The organism is Paractinoplanes durhamensis (assembly GCF_016862175.1).
GTDB classification, from domain to species: domain Bacteria; phylum Actinomycetota; class Actinomycetes; order Mycobacteriales; family Micromonosporaceae; genus Actinoplanes; species Actinoplanes durhamensis.
Map to the genome: position 1 here is coordinate 187,405 of NZ_BOML01000021.1, position 19,523 is coordinate 206,927.

Genomic DNA, 19,523 nt, shown 5'->3' on the forward strand with positions numbered 1-19,523 from the left:
TGACGTTCTGCAACATTCATCTTGAGGCAAGCGGTAAAACCATCTGGCCGGGACAGCGGGCCGATGAGACGAGCGTGCGATGGTGGGAGTGGACGGGGTGGCGCTGGACAGCGCTCGCTTTCTGACCGCGCTGCTGGACAGCCTGACCGTCGGCGTGCTCGCCTGCGACCACACCGGCCGGGTCGTGCTGTTCAACCGGGCGCTGAGCGATGTCCAGGGGCATCCGGCCGACCGGGTGCCGGCCGACTATCCGGGGCTGGTCTCCGGCGTCCTGTTCGACGCCGATGGGCAGCCGCTGGCCTGGGACCGGACCCCGCTGATGCGCGCCAGCCGCGGCGAGTCCGTCGACACCGATCTGATCACCAAGGTGCCCGGTCAGCAGGCCCGGACCTACTCGGTGACCGCCCGCCCGATCCTGGGCGCGGACGGCCACCCGCAGGGCGCGGTGGCGGTCAGCACCGAGGTCACCGCCGTCCGCCGGGTGGAGCGGTTCCGCGGCTGCCACCGAGCGGTCGAGCATGCCCTGATCGCGGCCGGCTCGGTGACCGAGGCGGCGCCCCGGGTGCTGGAAGCGGTCGGCACCGCCCTCGGCTGGTCGGCAACCGAGCTGTTCCTGGTCGACGAGCTCACCGGCGAACTGGGCGCGGTCGGGCACTGGAGCGCCGACGGATCGGAGCCGGACGGCTTCTTCGGGCACACTCCGATCAAGGGCACCGGCGTCACCGGGCGGGTCTGGCAGACCGGGGAGCCGGTCTGGATCGCCGACCTGGAGACGGCCGCCGACCTGTGCACGCCGTACGAGAGGACGCGCCTCGACATCTGCGTCGGGCACGGCATCCACACCGTGCTCGCCGTCCCGATCTGCGACGGCGGCAAGTCGCTGGGCGTGCTGACCTGCTACGCGAGCGTGCCCGAGGTGCAGGAGGACCTGCTCACCGTGCTGCTGGACGGGGTCGCCGCGCAGATCGCGGTGTTCCTCGGGCTGCGGCACGCCGAGGAGCTGAGCCGGCAGCTGGCCCGCTCGCAGGGTGACTTCCTCGCCCTGGTCGGCCACGAGATGCGGACGCCGCTCGCCTCGATCGCGGCGCACGCGTCGATGCTCGCCGAGGAGAGCCACGCCCTGGACGGCGAGAGCCACCAGATGATCACCACCATCGCGCGCAACGCCGGCACCCTGCAGTCGATCGTGACGACGCTGCTCGACCTGGCCGGTCTGGAGAGCGGTACGGTGCCGCTGGACCTGGGCGTCGTCGACATCGCCGCCGTGGTCGGCGAGGCGGTGGCGGCGGTGCGGCACGCCGCGGTGGTGCCGGACCTGCAGTTCGAGGTCGACCTGCCGCACCGCGCGCAGATCGACGGCGACGTGCTCCGGCTGCGGCAGGTCGTCGACGACCTGCTCTCCAACGCGGTCAAGTTCAGCCGGGCCGGTGGCCGGGTGTCGGTCACGCTGGAGGAGCGGGAGAACGCGGTGGCGCTGGTCATCGCCGACGCCGGGATCGGCATCCCGGACGGCGAGCGGGACCGGCTGTTCGAGCGGTTCTACCGGGCCGGCAACGTCCGCCACCAGGGCATCGCCGGCAGCGGCCTGGGGCTGAGCCGGGCCCGGCTCATCGTCGAGCTGCACGGCGGCGTCATCGCGCTGACCGCCAACTCGCAGGCCGGCACCACGGTCACCGTGCACCTGCCGTGCGGGAAGGCGCGGTAAGCCGGCGGCGCAGCGCCCAGGCGGCCAGCGCGGCGCCGGCCACCGGCGCGATCAGGTAGGCGGCCAGCACGTGGGTCTGCCCGGCGAACAGCGCCGGGCCGAGCTGGCGGGCCGGGTTGGCGGACCCGCCGGTGAGGGTGCCGAGCAGGGCGCCCTGCACGCCGAACATCATGCCGACGATCCACGGCATCGGCCAGGACGGCCGGTGGTCCGGCACCCAGCAGATCGCCGCGACGATGATCGCCAGGACCGCCGCCTCGGCCAGCGCGACCATGGTGCCGCTCGTGCCGGTGCGGGGCTGGACCACCGCGTACCGGGTCGGGCTCGCCGCCATCGCGGAACCCCAGACCAGGCCGGCCACCGCGGCCGCGGCGATCGAGCCGGCGATCTGGGCGACCAGGTAGGGCAGGACCCGGCGGCCGGGGGTGCGGCCGTAGATGAACAGCGCCACGGTGATCGCCGGGTTCATGTGCGCGCCGGTCCAGCGGCCCGGCCGGGACACCACGAAACCGACGATGACCAGGCCGACCAGCATCGACACGACGGCGCACCGGAGCCAGATCTCGACCGGCGTGGCGCCGGCGGCCGCCGTACCCAGACCCCAGCGCACCAGGGAGAAGACCGCGAACATGAACGCGGTGGTCAGGACGAACTCGCCGGCGGCCAGGCCCAGATCCTCGCGGTCCGGCCGGAGTCCGTGGGCCGGAGCCCTGGTCGCCGTCGTGCCGGGCCGTGCGCTGATCAGAACCATGACTTCAGTCTTGGGCGGGCACCCCCGCCAAGATCAGGGCTGATGGTCCCTAGATCGCCGCTGACCTCGACTCGAACGACGCGGCCGGCTCGGTGACCCCGTCCAGGTGGTTGGTCTGCCGGCGGATGTGCTGCTCCAGGGCCGTCCGGTAATTGGCGATGAAGTCGGTCATCTCGTCGATCTCGACGATCAGGCCGGCCCGCTTCGTCTCCAGCTGGGCGGTCGCCTCCCGGTGCCGGCGGCGGGTCTTCTGCTCCAGGTCGTTGGCCCGGTCGCGGGCCTCGCGGGTCAGCTGGTCGCACTGGTCCCGGGCCTCGCCGAGCAGCGAGTGCGACTCCTCCTGGGCCTGGGTCATGTAGTTGTCGGCGGTCCGCTGGGCCATCGCCAGCATGCCCTCGCCGTTGTCGTCGCTGTGCTGCGCGACGGGGGCCGGGGCGGCCGCGCGGGCCTGGCGCGCCTCCTCCAGGCGGCGCTGCAGCGCGCGCGCCTTCTGCTCGGCCTGGTCGCATGCGCGACTGAGGCCCTGCAGCTGGGCGGTGGCGGCGGACAGCTCGGCCATCACGCCGTTGGTGATCACCTGGGTCTCGGCCGGTGAAGCCGTGGCGGCCCCACCCTGGCTCTGCAGGGCGGCATTCTCCTCGAGGAGTTTGATCATCTCGAGGGTGACCTCGTCGAGCAGGGAATCGACCTGCTCCTCGTCGTAACCACGACGGCCGAGTGAGGCTTTCCGGAATTCCCGGTTGTGGATATCAGCCGGTGTCAGCGGCACTCTGCTCCTCCGGTCGCTGGGATTGGGATGCTTCGGAGGCGACGCGGGCAACTGTACGCGCCGCGGCTGCGAAGAGCACCCTCGAAGTCCCGCCGATCGGATTAACCCGGTCGGACGGCCGCCTGCGGGCGACTGACCTGCGGCTTTGTGCTCGGCATCATCGGCCGCATGAGTTCGGGCGTATCCGCAGCAATGGGCAAAGCCTCTTGATGGGCATGGCTTGGGTGATGACCGCCGCCCTGGGAGCGGCGGTGGCGTGGGGGTTCTCCGACTTTCTGGCCGCGGTGCTGGGCCGCCGCATTCCGGTGCTGACCATCCTGATCGGCTCCGAGCTCACCGCCATGGTGCTGGCCCTGCTGGCGGTGGCGGTGCGCGGCACCCCGCCGCCGGCCGACGGGCGGCTGTGGCTGGGAGTGGCGGCCGGGCTGGTCGGGCTGCCGTCGATGGGCCTGCTCTACCGGGCGATGCGGGACGGCTCGCCGGCCGTGGTGGCGCCGGTCGCCGCGATCTCGGCGCTGGTGCCGGTCGGGTGGGGGCTGCTGCACGGCGAGCACCTCGGGCTCGGCGCCGGGCTCGGGGTGGCGGCCGGGCTGGTCGGGGCCACGATGGCGAGCTGGCCGGTCGGCGAGGAACGCCGGCCCACCCGGCGGTCGGCGAACCTGTGCGCCCTCGGGGCCGCTCTCGGGCTCGGCGTCTTCTTCGTGCTGCTGCACGAGGCGGGCACGGCCGATCAGCTGTGGGGCCTGGCCGTCGCCCGCACCACCGAGGGCGTGATCGCGCTGGCGCTCGCGATCGCCCTGAAACGGTGCGATCTGCGGCTGCTGGCACCGCCGATCCTCGTGGTCGGCGCGTCCGACGTGCTGGCCGACGCCGCGTTCATCGCCGGCGCCGCGGCGGCGCTCGCCCCGGCGGCCGTGATCGCGTCGCTGTACCCGGCGGTGACGCTGCTGCTCAACCGCTCGCTGCTGCGCGAGCGCCTGCACGGCGTACACCTCTGCGGTGTTCTTTCCGCCCTGTTTGCCATCGCTTGCCTGGCGCGTTGATCGCTACGGCGGGCCGACCAGGCTCAGCACCGACTCCAGGGGGTCGAAGCCGGCGGGCATGCCGGTCTTGCGCCAGGAACCGGCCGGGGCCTCGGGCGGCAGCCACTCCGGGCGGAAGATGCCGAGGGCCAGGTCGAGGTCTTCCAGGTGCGGGCGCAACTCGTCGGTCAGTGGCGTGCGCAGGTGCTCGGCCCAGAGCCGGACCCGCAGGTCGCGGACGGTGTCGCCGGTGGTGACCAGCGCGGCCGTCAGCTCGGTGTCCACCCCGACCATCGAGCGGCTGAACAGGTTGGCCGAACCGACCGCGGCGAACCGGTCGTCCACGATGACGATCTTGGCGTGCACGGTGAGGTGCTCGACCCGCCACAGTCCGACGTTGCGGCGCAGCGACTGCGGCAGCGGTTCGAGGACCTTCTTGCGCAGGTCGGCGTTGACCGTGCCGTTGATCATCGGGGCCGACTCGGCCGGGTCCCGGGTGCCCGAGCCGACCAGAATGACCTTGACCCCGCGGGCGGCGGCCGCCCGCAGGTAGGGGTAGAGCTCGAAGCGGTTGTCGCCGCCCGGGTACTCCTTGAAGTACTGATCCTCGATGTAGATGTAGCGCTGGGCGGCGCCGATCGCCTGCACCAGGGTCAGGTAGACCTCGTGCACGCCGTCCGGCGCGACGTCGCTGTAGTGCCGCCGCTCCCAGGGCAGGAGCGAGTCGATGTACCACGGGCCGACCGACCGCAGGATCTGGCAGGCCGACCCGGGCGCGGGCTGGGCGGTCTGCGGCGGCGGCGCCGGGATCTCGGCCGGGATGCTCGCCGGGTTGAGCACCTGCAGGCCCTTGACCATCGGCCAGAAGTAGCGCCGCCGGGGCAGGTTGACCGCGCCGATCCAGCGCATCCGCATCACCCGCCACACGTCGTCGGCGGCCGGTCCGCGGACGATCGCCCCGGCGTCGTGCCAGCCCCAGCGGCCGCCGCGGACGGCGAGCCGCCGGTGCGGGCCCTCGTCGATCCGGCTGGCCGCGTAGTCGATGCCGCCCACGCACGCGGTGAGCTCGGTGCCGCGCCGCACCAGGGTGACCTTCTGGTGGTTGGAGCCGACGCCGGAGCCGGACCAGTCGAGCAGGACCCGGTCGGCGAGCGGCGGCGGGCCGATCGGCCGGTCACCGTCGCGCCGCCAGCGCCGCAGCCGGTGCGCCGCGCTCACGTTCTGGTGGAACGGCCCGAGCGTGGGCCGGGCGATGCTGCTGCTCACCACCGCGCCGGCCAGGATCACCCGGACGTCGACCCCGTCGGTCGCCAGCCCGGCCAGGAGCTCGCCGAGCGGCTGAAAACCCGGTTCGCCCGGCAGCTTGCCGGTCAGGTCCATGTCCGGTTCCAACTGCAGACCACAGATGTACGCCGCGTCGCCCGGCCCGAGCGACGTCAGCAGCTCCCGCATCCGGTGCATCCACTGCCGGCCGTCGACGACGAACTCGACCGACGAGTTCGCATAGTGCGACGTCACCGCGGGGGAGAGGTAGCGGGTAACGAGGTCGTCGAGCGGCGCCATGGTCAAGACCCTATAAACGCGGTCATCGGGACTCGACCCCGGCATCGACAACCCCGATGATCACCACGACAGCCTAGGCCGGGCGTGGGCGATCATCGTGGGTATGACGACGCGGATTGCGATGTGGTCGGGGCCGCGGAACATCTCGACCGCGATGATGCGCAGCTTCGGCTCGCGGGCCGACACCGTGGTGGTCGACGAGCCGCTCTACGCGCACTACCTGGCGGTCACCGGCATCGACCACCCCGGGCGCGCGGAGATCATGGCGAGCCAGCCGCGCCGCTGGGAGGACGTGGCCGGGGCGCTGACCGGGCCGCTGCCCGGCGACCCGGCCGTCTACTACCAGAAGCACATGACCCATCATCTGCTGCCGGCGATCGGGCGGGAGTGGCTTGGCGCGCTCACCCACGCGTTCCTGATCCGCGACCCCGGGCACGTGGTCGCGTCCTACGCCCGGGTGCGCGGCGAACCCACCCTCGAGGACCTCGGCTATCCGCAGCAGGCGGAGATCTTCCGGGCGTACGGCGGGCCGGTGGTCGATGCGGCCGATGTGCTGCGCGACCCGGCCGGGACGCTGGGCCGGCTCTGCGACGCGCTCGGCATCGGCTTCGACCCGGCGATGCTCGCCTGGCCGCCGGGCCCGCGCGACGACGACGGCGTCTGGGCACCGCACTGGTACGCCTCGGTCTGGAAGTCGACCGGCTTCGCGCCCTACGACCCGTCCCCGGCCGAGGTGCCGGACCGGCTGCGCCCGCTGGTCGAGGCAGCCCGTCCGTACTACGACGAGTTAGCCCTCCACCGGCTTTAAGTCCAGGCGGACGCCGTTGGCGGCGGCGTGCTCCTGGTAGATCTTGGCCAGCCGGGTGGTCACCGGGCCGACCTCGCCGGCGCCGATGGTCCGGCCGTCGATCACCGTGACGCCGGCGATCTCGCCCATCGTGCCGGTGCAGAACACCTCGTCCGCGTTGTACATCTCGGTCAGCGCCACGTCGCGCACCACCGCCGGGATGCCCGCGGCCGGGGCCAGAGCGAGGATCGTCTCCCGGGTGATGCCCTCCGGGCAGGCGGCGGTGGTCGGCGTGACCAGGCCGCCGCCGAACACCGCGAACAGGTGGGTGGCGTTCGTCTCGGCCACGAAGCCGCGCTGGTCGAGCATGAGCGCGTCGTCGGCGCCGGCCGCGTTCGCCTCGATCTTGGCGAGGATCGAGTTGAGCAGGTTCGCGTGGTGGATCTTCGGGTCGAGCACGTCCGGGGCCGGGCGGCGCATGCTCGACGTGGCCAGCCGCAGGCCGCTCGTGTCGTAGACCGGTGCCTTGTGCTCGGCCAGCACGATCAGCGTCGAACCCGAGCGGTTGAGCCGCGGGTCCATCCCGCTGGTCACCTTCACGCCGCGGGTCAGGGTCAGGCGTACGTGCACCCCGTCGTGCATCTCGTTGGCCCGCAGCGTGGCCGTGACCGCCTCGATGATCGCGTCGTCGCCGGGGATGTCCGCGAAGTTCAGCGCGGTCGCCGACCGGCGCAGCCGGGCGAGATGCTCGCCGAGGCCGAAGATCGCGCCACGGTAGAGCCGCAGCCCCTCCCAGACGGCATCGCCGCCCTGCACCACCGAGTCGAAGGGCGAGAGGCCCGGCTGGTCCCGGTGCAGCAGCTCACCGTTGACCCAGTAGCGGAGGGCGGCGTTGCGCTCGTCGTACGTCTGCAGCATGGCTCTATGTATATCGCGCTGCTAGGAATCGAAGGAGTAGCCGAGCATGTTCGCGGCCTTCAGGATCAGGCCGTCGCGGCCGCCGTTGCGGTCGGAGCGGGCGATCGCGCGCCGGACCACCTGCACCGCCGGGTAGATCAGCGGCTCGGGCGGGATCGGCAGCGGGCGCCTGGTCGCCATCCGCAGCCGGGTGCGCGGGGTGTCGGCGCCGGCCAGCAGGTCGAGCATCACGGTGCCGGCGAACCGGGTGGCGGCCACGCCGAGGCCGGTGAAACCGCTGCTGTACGCCACCTTGCCGCCCATCGCCACGCCCTGGAACGCGGCCAGCTGGGTCGACATGTCGATCATGCCGCCCCAGGTGTGCGTGAACCTGATGTCGCCGAGCTGCGGGAACGTCCGCAGGAAGTGGTCGGCGAGCCGGGCGAACGTCTCGGGCCGCTGGTCGTACTCGGGGCGGATGTCGCCGCCGCGGTGGTAGACCGCGTCGTAGCCGCCCCACAGGATCCGGTTGTCGGCGGTCTTGCGGTAGTAATGGAACTGCCGCGAGGTGTCCGAGATGCCGAACGGGCGCTGCCAGCCGATCTCGTCGAGCTGGCCGGCCGTCAGCGGCTCGGTCATCAGGACGTAGTCGTACACCGGCAGGGTCAGCATGCGGTTGCGCTTGAGCAGCGACGGGAAGCCGTTGGTGGCGAGCGCGACCGTCCGGGCCGAGATCACGCCGTTGTCGGTGCGGGCGCGCACCACCGCGCCGTCGTCGGTGATCCCCTTGACCGGCGTGTGCTCGAAGATCCGGACGCCCAGCTTCCGGCACGCCGCCTTCAGGCCCCAGGCCAGCTTGGCCGGGTGGACCAGGGCGATGCCGTCCTTGCGGAAGACGCCGGCCCGGAAGAGCGGGGAACGGACCAGCTCGGTCAGTTCGTCGCGGTCGTAGAACACGCCGCCGTCGTGGCCGGCGGTGCGCATGGCCGCGGCCTGATGCCGCTCGGTGGCCACCGACAGGCCGCCGCCCTGCTCGTACTCGGCGTCGATGCCGTGCCGCACCAGCGCGTCGGCGAAGCCGCGGAAATTCTCCTCGGCCAGGGTGCCCAGCACGGCCAGGTCGTCGCCGAAGTAGCGGCGGCCGTTCTCCGGGCCGTGGGTGAGGCTGGCCTCGACGAAACCGCCGTTGCGGCCGCTGGCCGCCCAGCCGATCTCGGCGCTCTCCACCAGCACCACGTCCCGGCTCGGGTCGGCCTCCTTGGCCTGCAGCGCCGTCCAGAGACCGCAGTAGCCACCGCCGATCACCAGCAGATCGGTCTCGGTGGTGCCGGTGAACCACGGCTGGGCGTCGGGCCGGCCCGGATCCTCGAGCCAGAACGGGGTGCGGGCCGCGCCGGCGAGGGCCGCGCGGATCCGCTTCTCGTCGGTCCGGATGTCGAGATCGTAGGCCGGTGTGTCCGCCTGCATGTGACTGATCCTCCCTGGTCAGGGCTCAAGCAAAGCGGGTGCGCTACGGTTAAGTCAATGCGTTGACATAAGGAGCTCCGGCCTTGGCCACCAGATCGACATCCATCCGCGTACGCCGTCGGCCGACCCGGGCCGGCGTGGTCCTCGACGCCGACCTGATCATCGCGGCGGCGCTGCGGCTCATCGAGGCGCCCGGCGGCAACGCGCTGACCGTCCGCCGGCTCGGCGTCGAGCTGGGCGCCGACCCGAGCGCGATCTACCGCTACTTCCGCAACCTCGACGCGATGCTGATCGCGATCACCGACCGGCTGCTCGCCGAGACCCTGGACGGTTTCGTGCCGGCCGCGCACTGGGCCGACTCGCTGCGCGCGCTCGCCGAGGGCGTCTACCGGTCGATGCTGCGGCACCCGCGGCTGGCGCTGCTGCGCGCGGTCCGGTTCACCGCCGGGCCCAACGAGCTGCGCGCCGCCGACCTCGGCATCGGGCTGCTGATGAGCGCCGGGTTCAGCGGGCCCGACGCGGTCCGGCACTACCGGGACCTGATCGAGGCGGTCTACGCGCTGGCCGCGATCGACGCCAGCGAGATGACGGCCGAGCAGGAGCGGGCCGAGGAGCAGGCCCTCTCCCGGGCGTATGCGACGCTGCCGGCCGAGGACTATCCGCATCTGGCGGCGGTGCGCGCCGACCTTCCGGCGATGTCCGAGCCGGCTTTCCCGGGCGTACTGGAAAAGCTTCTCGATGGGTTTTTGATGGTTTCGAAGCGCTGAGTAACCACAAAGGCTTCGTAGCGTGAGGCCATGCGTATCGGACTCATCGGGCTCGGCCGGATCGGCGCCTTCCACGCCGGCACGCTGAGCGACATGCCGGCCATCGACTCGCTCGTCGTCACCGACCTCGTGCCCGACCGGATCAAGGACGTCGCCGACCGGCGCGGGGCCGAGGGGGTCGACTCGGTCGACGCGCTGCTGGCCGCCGGGGTCGACGGCGTCATCATCGCGGCGAGCACCGGCGCCCACCCCGACCTCATCCTGTCCTGTGTGGCGGCCGGCGTGCCGGTGCTCTGCGAGAAGCCGGTCGCGCCGAGCGGCGCGGACGGAGCGGCGCTGCTGCGGCGGCTCGCGGGCACCGGCGTACCCGTGCAGATCGGGTTTCAGCGGCGCTACGACGCCGGGATCGCCGCCGCGCGGGCCGCGGTCGAGAGCGGCGAACTCGGGCGGATCACCACCGTCCGGTCCACCACGCTCGACCCGGCGCCGCCGAGCGAGGAGTACATCGCCGGGTCCGGCGGCATGTTCCGCGACTGCGGCGTGCACGACTTCGACATCGTCCGGTGGATCACCGGCCAAGAAGCCGTCGAGGTGTACGCGACCGGCAGCAACGGCGGCGCCGCGTTCTTCCGCGAGTACGGCGATGTGGACACCTCGGCCGCGATCGTGACGTTCGCCGGTGGCGCGCTCGGCGTCGTCTCCAACACCCGCTACAACGGCCGCGGCTACGACGTGCGCCTCGAGGTGCACGGATCGCGGGACAGCGTCGCGGCCGGCATCGACGACAGGTGGCCGATCCGCTCCACCGAGCCGGGCGCGACCCATCCCGGCGGCGAGCCGCACCGGTTCTTCATGGACCGTTTCGAGCCCGCCTTCCGCGCCGAGTTCGAGACGTTCCTGGAGGTCGCGGCGGGTAAGCGCCCGTCGCCGTGCACGGTCGCGGACGGCCTGGAGGCGGACTGGATCGCCGAGGCCTGCACCCGATCGGCCGCCGAGCGCCGGCCCGTTCGGATCGAGGAAGTGCGGGTGTCCTAAGGGGCAGCGTTGCGCGTGTGTTCGGGCCCTTTCATTTACAGGTATGAATTCAGATTTTACGATCCTGTAACGCAAAGGCTCGCACATTATCGCGCAAAAGCGCACGCGGGGAGTCCCTCATGGATCGTCGTACGCTCCTGACCTCGGCGGCCGCCGTCGCCGCCGTCGCACCGTTCGCCGGGGCCGGTGCGGCGCAGGCCGCGGTGCCCGGATACGTCACCAACCGGGCACCGCTCAACCCCGACGCCTTCCTGCGGCTGCCGCCCGGCGCGACCAGGGCCGGCGGCTGGCTGGCCACCCAGCTGAACTACCAGCTGACCGGGATCAACGGGCGGATGACCGAGATCTCGCACTTCCTGCAGTACGACAGCACCGGCTGGATCCACCCGAACCTGACCGGCTGGGAGGAGCTGCCGTACTGGCTGAAGGGCTTCTCCAGCCTCGGCTACGTGACCGGGGACGCGCGGGTGCGGACCGAGACCACCAAGTGGGTCAACGGCGTCCTGGCCACCCAGGCGAGCGACGGCTATTTCGGGCCGGCCGGGCTGCGCACCAGCCTCGGCGGCGGGCCGGACTTCTGGCCGCACATGCCGATGCTGCACGCGCTGCGGTCCTACGCCGAGTACACCGGCGACGGCCGGATCGTGCCGTTCTTCACCCGGTTCTTCCAGTTCGTCAACGCGCAGGGGCCGAGTGCCTTCAACCAGAGCTGGGGGAGTCTGCGCTGGGCCGACACCCTCGAAGTGGTGTTCTGGACCTTCAACCGGACCGGCGACGCGTTCCTGCTCGACCTGGCCAAGAAGATCCACACCAACTCGGCGAACTACCTCGACAACCTGCCGTCGCTGCACAACGTCAACCTGGCGCAGGGGTTCCGCGAGCCGGCCGTCTACTCGGTCCTCAGCGGCGACGCGGCGCACCGGCAGGCAAGCTACCACGACTACAACACGATCATGAGTACGTACGGGCAGTTCGCCGGCGGGGGATTCGCGGGGGACGAGAACGCCCGGCCCGGCTTCGGTGACCCGCGGCAGGGGTTCGAGACGTGCGGGATCGTCGAGTTCATGGCCAGTCACGAGATCCTGGCCCGGATCACCGGCGACCCGGTCTGGGCGGACCGGACCGAGAACCTGGCGTTCAACTCGCTGCCCGCGTCGCTCGACCCGCAGCAGCGCGGCATCCACTACATCACCAGCGCGAACAGCGTCGCGCTGCTCGATGTGCCGGGGCATGCCGGGCAGTTCCAGAACTCCTTCGCGATGCAGGCGTACATGCTCGGCATCGACAACTACCGGTGCTGCCCGCACAACTACGGGATGGGCTGGCCCTACTACGTCGAGGAGATGTGGGTGGCCACGCCGGACGGCGGGCTCGCCGCGACCCTCCATGGGCCGGCCACCGTCACGGCCAAGGTCGGGGACGGGACCGCGGTGTCGATCAAGGCGGACACCGCCTATCCGTTCGGCGACACCATCACCTACACGGTGAGCACGCCGAAGTCGCTGTCCTTCCCGGTCTACCTGCGGGTGCCGGGCTGGTGCACCGATCCCGCCCTGACCGTGAACGGTGCCGCTGCGTCTGTGGCCGCCGGTCCGGCGTACGCAAAAATCAGTCGTCTTTGGGTTAATGGCGACAAGATCGTGCTGAAGCTGCCGATGCAGGCGAAGACTCGCACCTGGACGGCGAACCACAAGGCGGTGTCGGTCGATTTCGGGGCGCTGACGTTCTCGCTCGCCATCACCGAGAACTGGACCCAGACCGGCGGCACGGCGACCTGGCCGACCCGGGAGGTGCGACCGGGCTCCGCGTGGAACTACGGCCTCGACGGCGCGACCCAGTTCGCGGTGACGACCGGGCTCGGCAACGTCAACGATCCGTTCACCAGCGCGAACGCGCCGATCCGGATCACCACGCCGGCCCGGCGGATCCCGGCCTGGACGGCGGACGCCGACACGATCGTCACGCCGCTGCAGGACAGTCCGACGCCGTCGAGCGAGCCGGTCGAGCAGATCACGCTGATGCCGATGGGCGCGGCCCGGCTGCGGATCACGTCGTTCCCGACGATCGGCGCGGGCACGCCCTGGCAGAGCGCGGGCGTCGCGTTCCGGATCCAGAACCAGAACAGCGGCAAGGTGCTCGGCGTCGACGGCATGTCCACCGCGAACAGCGCCCGGGTGGTGCAGTTCGGCGATACCGGCACGGCCGACCACCTGTGGCGGTTCGTCGACAACGGCGACGGCTGGGTGAAGATCCAGAACGTCAACTCGGGCAAGCTGCTCGGCGTCGACGTGATGTCCACGGCCGACTCGGCGCAGGTGGTGCAGTTCGAGGACAACGGCACGGCCGACCACCTGTGGCAGGTGCTGGACAACGGCACCGGCTACGCCCGGATCAAGAACAGGAACTCCGGCAGGGTCCTGGCCGTCGCCGGGATGTCGACGGCCGACTCGGCGAACGTCGTGCAGTACGCCGACAACGGCTCGGCCGACCACAACTGGCGGCTGATCCCGGACGGGAACGTCAAGCTGCAGGCCACCCACTCCGGTCAGGTGCTGGCGATCAACAACATGTCGACCGCGAACGGCGCGCAGTTGCAGCAGTATCCGGCGGTCGGCTCGGCCGACCACGTCTGGAAATTCCAGGATGCCGGGGACGGCTACTTCACCATCATCAGCACCATGGACGGCAAGTGCGTGGACATCTCCGGGCAGTCGACCGCGGACGGCGCCAAGGCCGTGCAGTGGGACTACGCCGGCGGGACCAACCAGCAGTGGCGGCTCGCGTGGGCGGGCGCGGGCGTGTTCGCGATCGTGGCCCGGCACAGCGGCAAGGTCCTCGAGGTGCAGGGCCAGTCGACCGCGAACAGCGCCGACGTCGGCCAGTGGCCCGACCTGGGCCTGGCCAACCAGCGCTGGCGCATCATTCTTTAGCGAAGAAGTCGGTGAGTACGCGGGTGAACGAGGCCGGCTGGGCGAGGTGGACGACGTGGGTCGCGTCGATCCGCCGGTAGGTGCCGTTGGTGAGCAACGACATCGCCCGGTCGGCCTCGGCCTGGCTCATCGCGCCGTGGAAGACGCCGTTCGGCATGGTCTCGAAGTTCGCGTGCAGCAGCAGCACCGGGCAGGTGATCCTCGCGAGCGCCTCGGCGTGGTCGAACCCGGTGTTCCAGCTGCCGTCGTAGAAGGCGGCGCCGAAGCGCGGGTCGTACCGGTCGAGCCCGCGAACGAGCTGCCGGACCGTGTCGTTCTTCAACAGCCCGATCTCGGCCGGCTTACCGGGGTTGGCCCGGCGGTACGCCATGACGGCCTGCGCGAGGGCGAAACCGGCGCCCCGGCGGACGTTGTTGTCGAAGAACTTCTTGTTGCTGTCGATCCAGTAGAGGAGGAAGTCGCCGGCCCGGTCGCGCACGGCGGCGTCGCTGGTGACGAACGACCGGTAGGCGATGGTCTCCCTGATCCGCGGCTGCTCGGCGGAGAACAGCGGCGGGTCCTCCAGCAGCACCGACCGCACCAGATCGGGCCGATCGGCGGCGAGCCAGGTGGCCAGCAGACCGCCGGACGAGTTCCCGGTGACGTACACCGGAAGCTTGATCTTGATCTTGATGAAGTCGGCCAGATCGCCACCGATCTGCCCGGCCGTCATCGGGTAGTCGCCGGGAACGGTGGTCTTCCCGTGCCCCGGATAGTCGACGGCGAAGACGTGGAAGGATCGGGCCAGCTCGGGCAGCACCCGGTTATAGCTGAACCAGTCCATGTGCTGGGCGTGCAGCAGCACCAGCGGCGGCCCGTTGTCCGGCCCCTCGACGTAGTTCAGGTTCACCGCGTTGACCTGAGCGTTCTTCTCGGCGTAGCCCGCGGCGGCGACCGCCGCATGGCCCGGGTCCACGTACCGGCCGATCCGCAGAGCCCGGGCCGCGACGGCAGCTATTACTGAAGTCTTCATCACCGAAGATCAAATCATCCGGCGGCGGGTCCGTTGCGCTCGTGCCTCGTCATCTCGGTTCTCCTTCGGTCAGTTGCGGGTGATCAGCAGGTCGGTGGTGGGCAGCGTCTGGCAGGCCAGGCGCCAGCCCTGGTCGATCTCGGCGGCCGAGAACATGCCGCGGGTGTCGGTCTCGTATTCGCCGGCCACCACCCGGACCCGGCAGGTGCCGCAGGCGCCCTCGCCGCACGACTGCGGGAACGGGACGCCGGCGGCGTTGGCGGCGTCGAGGACGGTCTGGCCGGGCGGGCAGTCGAACGTGGTGCCCTCGTCGCGGACGCCGATCGCGTAGCCGGTGATGCCGGCCTGCTCGGCGGCGAGGGCGACGGCGTGCGCGCGTTCCCGGCGGGTCTGCCGGCTTCCGCCGGACACGAACGCCTCGGTGTGCACGGCCTCGCGGGGCACGTCGAGGTCGGCGAGGGCGCCGAGCAGGTCCTGCATCATCGCGGCCGGGCCGCAGAGATGGACCCTGGTCACACCGCCGACGAACGGCCGGAGTGCGTCCAGGTCGATCCGCCCGCGCCGGCCGGTCCAGCCGTCGGCCGGCCGGGTGAGGAAGACAACCACCTCCAGGCCGGGCAGGCGGCCCTGAAGGCGCGCCAACTCCGTCCGGTACGGGATCTCGTCCTCGGTGCGGCAGCCGACCAACAATCGGATTAATCCGGTATGTCCCCCAGCTGCTGCCGCGGCCAGCACGCTGATCAGGGGAGTGATCCCGATGCCGCCGGCGATGAGCAGAAGCGGCCCTGCTTCCGGCCCGGGCTCCCAGGTGAACTCGCCGTGCGGGCCGCTGACCCGCAGCGCCTCGCCGACCTGGAGCTCGTCGTGCAGGAAGGTGGAGCCGAGGCCGGCCGGGTCCCGTTTCACCCCGATCTCGACGTGGCCGGTCGCCCCCGGCCCACTGGAGATCGAGTAGGAGCGCTCGATCGACTCCACCGCCACCGGCAGGTCGATCTTGAGATATTGGCCGGCGGCGAACGCGAACGGCAGTTCGCCGCCGCCCATCGGTTCGAGGCGGATCTTCCGGACCGCCGGGGTCAGCTCCTCGATCCCGGCCACCCGCAGATAGCCCTCCCAGGCGGCATCCGGGTCGCGGACCGGGCGGGCGCGAATGGCCCGCCACATGTCCCCGAGCTGCCGCGGCTTCAGCACGGCGTTCGCCGCCATCAGCCCACCGGCGAGCGCCCCGACCACCCCCGAGCCCCAGGCATCCTGACCGGCGACGACCAAACCCTTTATCGGTGTACGCGTCCCGGCCAGTCCCGACCGCAGGCGTTGCGGGGTGGCCGCCAGTCCGTAGAACGAGCCGAGCGCGCTGTGCTGGTAGTTCTCGAACGTCAGCGGCGTGGCGAGCTCGGCGAACGCGATGGTGTCCCGCAGGCCCGGCCACTGCTTGTCGAGGCGGTCGATCAGCCGCCGGGTCAGATCGTCCTTGAACGCGCGGTAGTCGTCCGGCCGGTCCTGGTCGTCGGTGCCCCGCCACCGGTCGAAAACGGCCGGGTCGACCAGTTCGAGGGCCTCGACGGTGTGGAACCGGGCGGCCGGATTGTTCAGCGACGCGAACGAGACGTAGAGCGTGCCGTCGCCGGGCTCCCGGTGGAAGCCGTCGCGACCGTCGAGGTCGGGATTGAACCAGTGGTTCTCGCCGTGCACCCCGAACCGGGCCGGCGACGAGTCCAGCCCCAGGAACAGCATCACCGCCGACGGCTCGGCCGGCAGGTCCACCGGCTCCCGCCCCAGCATCGCGTACGTGTTGCGCACTCCCGCCGCCGAGACCGCGGTCGGCGTCCGCACGTGGTACTCCTCACCGGTGGCGCGGTCCTCGACGTCGACGCCGGACACCCGGTTGCCGTCGGTGACGATCCGCCGCACCTGCTGGCGGGTGCGCAGCTCGACGCCGTAGCGGTCGAGGATCTCCAGGACGATCCGGTTGAGCGCGCGCGGGCCGCCGACCGGATGGGCCGTGCCCGCCATGAAGAACGTCGTCGGCACGGCGGCGTGATAGCCGAACGCGTTCGACCCCGGCGGCGTGCCGTAGAGCCCCCAGCGCGCCGCCACGATCGCCCGCAGCCGCGGATCCCGGAAGCTGCGCTCCAGTTGCTCCCGCGTGGTGCGGTAGGTGGCCGGCGACAGCCATTCCACGAGCGGAAATCCGAGCCGGCGCAGCGGCGCCGAGAACGACGAGAGGACGTTGCGCGCGGCGAGTCCGATCATCGCTTTCTTGACCGTACGGAAATAGCGGTCGATGTTCTTCGCCTCGTCCGGGAACTGCTCGGTGAGGCGGGCCTGGAAGTTCGCCCGGCCGGCCGGCACCGCGAAGTCGAAGTCCGGGAAGTGCAGCACGTCGTAGTCGTCCGGCAGCGGCCACAGCTGGGCCCGCCCGTCGGTCATGAAGTCGAGGAACGGCCCGGCGTCGGCGCTCATGTAGTGCAACCCGGTGCCGAACTTGAACCGCCCCTCGCGGGCGAACTCGTGCGTCATCCCGCCGAGCGTGTAGTGCTGCTCCAGCACGAGGACCTTCCGATGGCCGAACTGCGCGAGCATCCGGGCCGCCGCCAGGCCGCCCATGCCCGACCCGACCACCACCACATCGGCTTCTTCGTTCCTGGTCACGGTCACCTCGGCTGCTCGACGGTCGCTTGCGCCGAAGTTAGGGAGACGTTCTGAACAGCCAGTGGACGGTTACTGGACCGTCGGCTTGAATGCGGCCATGACCCCGCTGACCCCGCAGTTCGCCGTCGTGCTGGTCGCGCTGACCGCGGTGGCCGTGCTGGCGACCCTGGCCGGGCGGATCACCGTGAGCCGGGCGGTGGTGACCGCGGCGGTGCGAGCGGTCCTGCAGCTCGCGGCGGTGTCGCTGGTGATCGCGGCGGTGCTGAAGTCGTGGTGGTCGACGGCCGGGTTCATCCTGGTCATGCTGCTGGTGGCGGTGGCCACCGCGGCCCGGCGGATCACCACACTGCGCCGCGGCTGGTGGGTGGTGCTGCCGATCGCGGCCGGCGCGCTGCCGGCCGGTGCGGTCATCGTCGCCGCCGGCACGGTGCCGCTGCAGGAGGTCGCGGTGCTGCCGATCGCCGGCATCCTGATCGGCGGCGCGATGACGGCGACGTCGCTGGCCGGCCGCCGGGCCCGCGACGAGCTGAAGAACCGGCACGGCGAGTACGAGGCGGCGCTGGCACTCGGCTTCCTCGACCGGGACGCGGCCCTGGAGGTGGTGCGCCCGAGCGCCGGCCAGGCCCTGGTGCCGGCCCTCGACCAGACCCGGACGGTCGGCTTGGTCACGCTGCCGGGTGCGTTCGTCGGGGTGCTGCTCGGCGGCGGCTCCCCGTTGCAGGCCGGCGCCACCCAGCTGCTGGTCCTGATCGCCCTGCTCGCGGTGGAGGCGATCGCGCTCGTGGTGACGATCGAGCTGGTGGCCAGGGGCTACCTGACCACCAGCTCGCCGAATTAGTCCGTGCCCAGCTGGTCGCTGTGCTTCTCGAAACCGATGTAGAGGCGGGCTGCCGCGTTCGAGCCGAGCGCGCCCAGCGTCTCCAGCTCGCGCAGCCGCAGCAGGGCCGGGTGCTGCGCGTACGCCTCGGCGCCCGCGGCCAGCCGCTGCAGCGCGTCCACCTCGGCGTCGGTGCGGATCCGCTTCGCCTCGGCGTCGGCCTCGGCGGCGAGCCGGGTCGACTCCGCCTTGGAGGTCGCCTCCAGGGCCTCCCGGTCGGCCCGGGTGCGGGCCTCGACCATCTGCGCCTCGGCCATCCGCTGCGCGGTCAGCACCCGGTTCATGATCTCCTGCAGGTTGCCCGGGAAGACCAGGTCCTTCACGTCGGCCCGGATGATCTGCACGCCGTAGCCCGCGGAGACGCCCTCGACGTCACGCAGGATGTCCTCGCTGAGCTGGTTGCGGTTGGTCAGGATGGCCTCGAGCGTCATCGACGCGAGCGACCGGCGCGCGGCGAGCTGCACGTCGCTGTAGATCCGGTCGCTGTAGTCGGCGACCTGCTCGACGGCGGCCCGCGGGTCGATCACCCGGAAGTGCGTGACGATGTTGACCCGCACCGCGACCTTGTCGGCGGTGAGGATCTCCTGACCCTTGATGTTGAGCTCCCGCTCACGCACGTCGATCGGCACGACGGCGACCCGCGGCACCCGCGCACCGAAGAGGCGCCGCTTGGGCAGCTCGTAGCGGCCGGGCTCGAGCACCTGCTCGAACCGACCGTCGGCGTAGCGAAGCCCGCGGAATCCACTGTGGACGATAATCTCGTGACGGTCGGTCATGGTTCACCTCTTCACCGAAGGAATGGGTGGCCCCGGAGCGGATCCGATGTGAAGGATCGGTCGCCAGGAGGACAGTCGGATCAGCGTGGTTTGATCGCCAATGCATCCGCTGCGGAAGCGCGTACTTCTGAAGCCGCCGGGGCCGAGATCAGAATCCCAAACCCCACCCCCGCCGACAACGCAATTAGCAGCCCCCCGGCACCCTCGGCCGACCAGAGCACGGCCTGGCCCACCGCCCCCGCCAGTGCCAAAACGCTGTTGTCCCACGGATCGAGGCGCCCAGCGCAACACCAAGCCGGCAGCCCATTACCGCCCGCGCGACCAACCGCCGCCCACCACCCTCAACGACCGCCCCTGACGCTCGCCGCCCATGGTCCACGCGATCGCCCCAGCCCAACCAGATGTTCCGACCGCTTTGCTTTGCTCACCAATACGCACCAATACGCGCTGCTTTCCTTGATTGCGGGGTCTGTGCGCGGGTCAGGATTTCGATTTTCTTGATGTCGGGGCCTC

At 71.2% G+C, this 19,523-nt stretch carries 15 protein-coding genes; 7 read left to right on the forward strand and 8 right to left on the reverse strand.

What is annotated here, in order from left to right; all coding sequences use genetic code 11:
- Nucleotides 1-79: 79 nt before the first annotated feature.
- Nucleotides 80-1,705 (forward strand): sensor histidine kinase, encoded by a 1,626-nt coding sequence (locus Adu01nite_RS12885; protein ID WP_239132348.1) that lies wholly within the window; start codon nt 80-82, stop codon nt 1,703-1,705.
- Here Adu01nite_RS12885 and Adu01nite_RS12890 read toward each other — a convergent pair.
- Nucleotides 1,671-2,456, reverse strand: coding sequence for an aquaporin (locus tag Adu01nite_RS12890; protein WP_203726852.1), 786 nt, complete (start codon nt 2,454-2,456; stop codon nt 1,671-1,673). The two genes, Adu01nite_RS12885 and Adu01nite_RS12890, sit on opposite strands and share 35 nt — an antisense overlap.
- Nucleotides 2,457-2,505: 49 nt before the next feature.
- On the reverse strand, nt 2,506-3,225 hold the full coding sequence (locus Adu01nite_RS12895; RefSeq protein ID WP_203726853.1) for a DivIVA domain-containing protein: 720 nt from the start codon (nt 3,223-3,225) through the stop codon (nt 2,506-2,508).
- Between the two features lie 227 nt (nt 3,226-3,452).
- On the opposite strand from Adu01nite_RS12895, the gene Adu01nite_RS12900 reads away from it, so the two are divergent.
- On the forward strand, nt 3,453-4,268 hold the full coding sequence (locus Adu01nite_RS12900; RefSeq protein WP_239132349.1) for an EamA family transporter: 816 nt from the start codon (nt 3,453-3,455) through the stop codon (nt 4,266-4,268).
- A gap of 3 nt (nt 4,269-4,271) precedes the next feature.
- On the opposite strand, the gene Adu01nite_RS12905 is transcribed toward Adu01nite_RS12900, so the two are convergent.
- Complete coding sequence (locus Adu01nite_RS12905; RefSeq protein ID WP_203726855.1) at nt 4,272-5,810, reverse strand: phospholipase D-like domain-containing protein; 1,539 nt, start codon at nt 5,808-5,810, stop codon at nt 4,272-4,274.
- Nucleotides 5,811-5,913: 103 nt separating this feature from the next.
- Between Adu01nite_RS12905 and Adu01nite_RS12910 the strand changes: the two genes are divergently transcribed.
- Nucleotides 5,914-6,618, forward strand: coding sequence for a sulfotransferase-like domain-containing protein (locus Adu01nite_RS12910; RefSeq protein ID WP_203726856.1), 705 nt, complete (start codon nt 5,914-5,916; stop codon nt 6,616-6,618).
- Here Adu01nite_RS12910 and Adu01nite_RS12915 read toward each other — a convergent pair.
- Together Adu01nite_RS12915 and Adu01nite_RS12920 are read right to left on the reverse strand one after the other, a co-directional pair.
- Entirely contained in the window at nt 6,598-7,515 is a 918-nt protein-coding gene (locus Adu01nite_RS12915) for an aminotransferase class IV (RefSeq protein ID WP_203726857.1), read from the reverse strand. The two genes, Adu01nite_RS12910 and Adu01nite_RS12915, sit on opposite strands and share 21 nt — an antisense overlap.
- A gap of 21 nt (nt 7,516-7,536) precedes the next feature.
- Nucleotides 7,537-8,961, reverse strand: coding sequence for an NAD(P)/FAD-dependent oxidoreductase (locus Adu01nite_RS12920; RefSeq protein ID WP_203726858.1), 1,425 nt, complete (start codon nt 8,959-8,961; stop codon nt 7,537-7,539).
- 83 nt (nt 8,962-9,044) lie between these two features.
- On the opposite strand from Adu01nite_RS12920, the gene Adu01nite_RS12925 reads away from it, so the two are divergent.
- The 3 genes from Adu01nite_RS12925 to Adu01nite_RS12935 all read left to right on the forward strand — a co-directional run bounded on the left by Adu01nite_RS12925 (nt 9,045) and on the right by Adu01nite_RS12935 (nt 13,693).
- Nucleotides 9,045-9,728, forward strand: coding sequence for a TetR/AcrR family transcriptional regulator C-terminal domain-containing protein (locus Adu01nite_RS12925; protein WP_203726859.1), 684 nt, complete (start codon nt 9,045-9,047; stop codon nt 9,726-9,728).
- Nucleotides 9,729-9,758: 30 nt separating this feature from the next.
- Complete coding sequence (locus Adu01nite_RS12930; protein ID WP_203726860.1) at nt 9,759-10,763, forward strand: Gfo/Idh/MocA family protein; 1,005 nt, start codon at nt 9,759-9,761, stop codon at nt 10,761-10,763.
- Between the two features lie 119 nt (nt 10,764-10,882).
- On the forward strand, nt 10,883-13,693 hold the full coding sequence (locus tag Adu01nite_RS12935) for an RICIN domain-containing protein (protein ID WP_203726861.1): 2,811 nt from the start codon (nt 10,883-10,885) through the stop codon (nt 13,691-13,693).
- On the opposite strand, the gene Adu01nite_RS12940 is transcribed toward Adu01nite_RS12935, so the two are convergent.
- Both Adu01nite_RS12940 and Adu01nite_RS12945 read right to left on the reverse strand, forming a co-directional pair.
- Nucleotides 13,683-14,705 carry an alpha/beta fold hydrolase gene (locus Adu01nite_RS12940; protein ID WP_203726862.1) on the reverse strand — a complete coding sequence of 341 codons (1,023 nt, stop codon included), beginning with the start codon at nt 14,703-14,705 and terminating at the stop codon, nt 13,683-13,685. The genes Adu01nite_RS12935 and Adu01nite_RS12940 overlap by 11 nt on opposite strands.
- A gap of 69 nt (nt 14,706-14,774) precedes the next feature.
- Nucleotides 14,775-17,363: an FAD-dependent oxidoreductase gene (locus Adu01nite_RS12945; RefSeq protein WP_203726863.1), complete on the reverse strand. Its 2,589-nt coding sequence runs from the start codon at nt 17,361-17,363 to the stop codon at nt 14,775-14,777.
- 91 nt (nt 17,364-17,454) lie between these two features.
- Here Adu01nite_RS12945 and Adu01nite_RS12950 point away from each other — a divergent pair, with 91 nt between their 5' ends.
- Nucleotides 17,455-18,195, forward strand: coding sequence for an ABC transporter permease (locus Adu01nite_RS12950; RefSeq protein WP_239132350.1), 741 nt, complete (start codon nt 17,455-17,457; stop codon nt 18,193-18,195).
- On the opposite strand, the gene Adu01nite_RS12955 is transcribed toward Adu01nite_RS12950, so the two are convergent.
- Nucleotides 18,192-19,010: an SPFH domain-containing protein gene (locus tag Adu01nite_RS12955; protein ID WP_203726864.1), complete on the reverse strand. Its 819-nt coding sequence runs from the start codon at nt 19,008-19,010 to the stop codon at nt 18,192-18,194. The genes Adu01nite_RS12950 and Adu01nite_RS12955 overlap by 4 nt on opposite strands.
- Nucleotides 19,011-19,523: the final 513 nt, after the last annotated feature.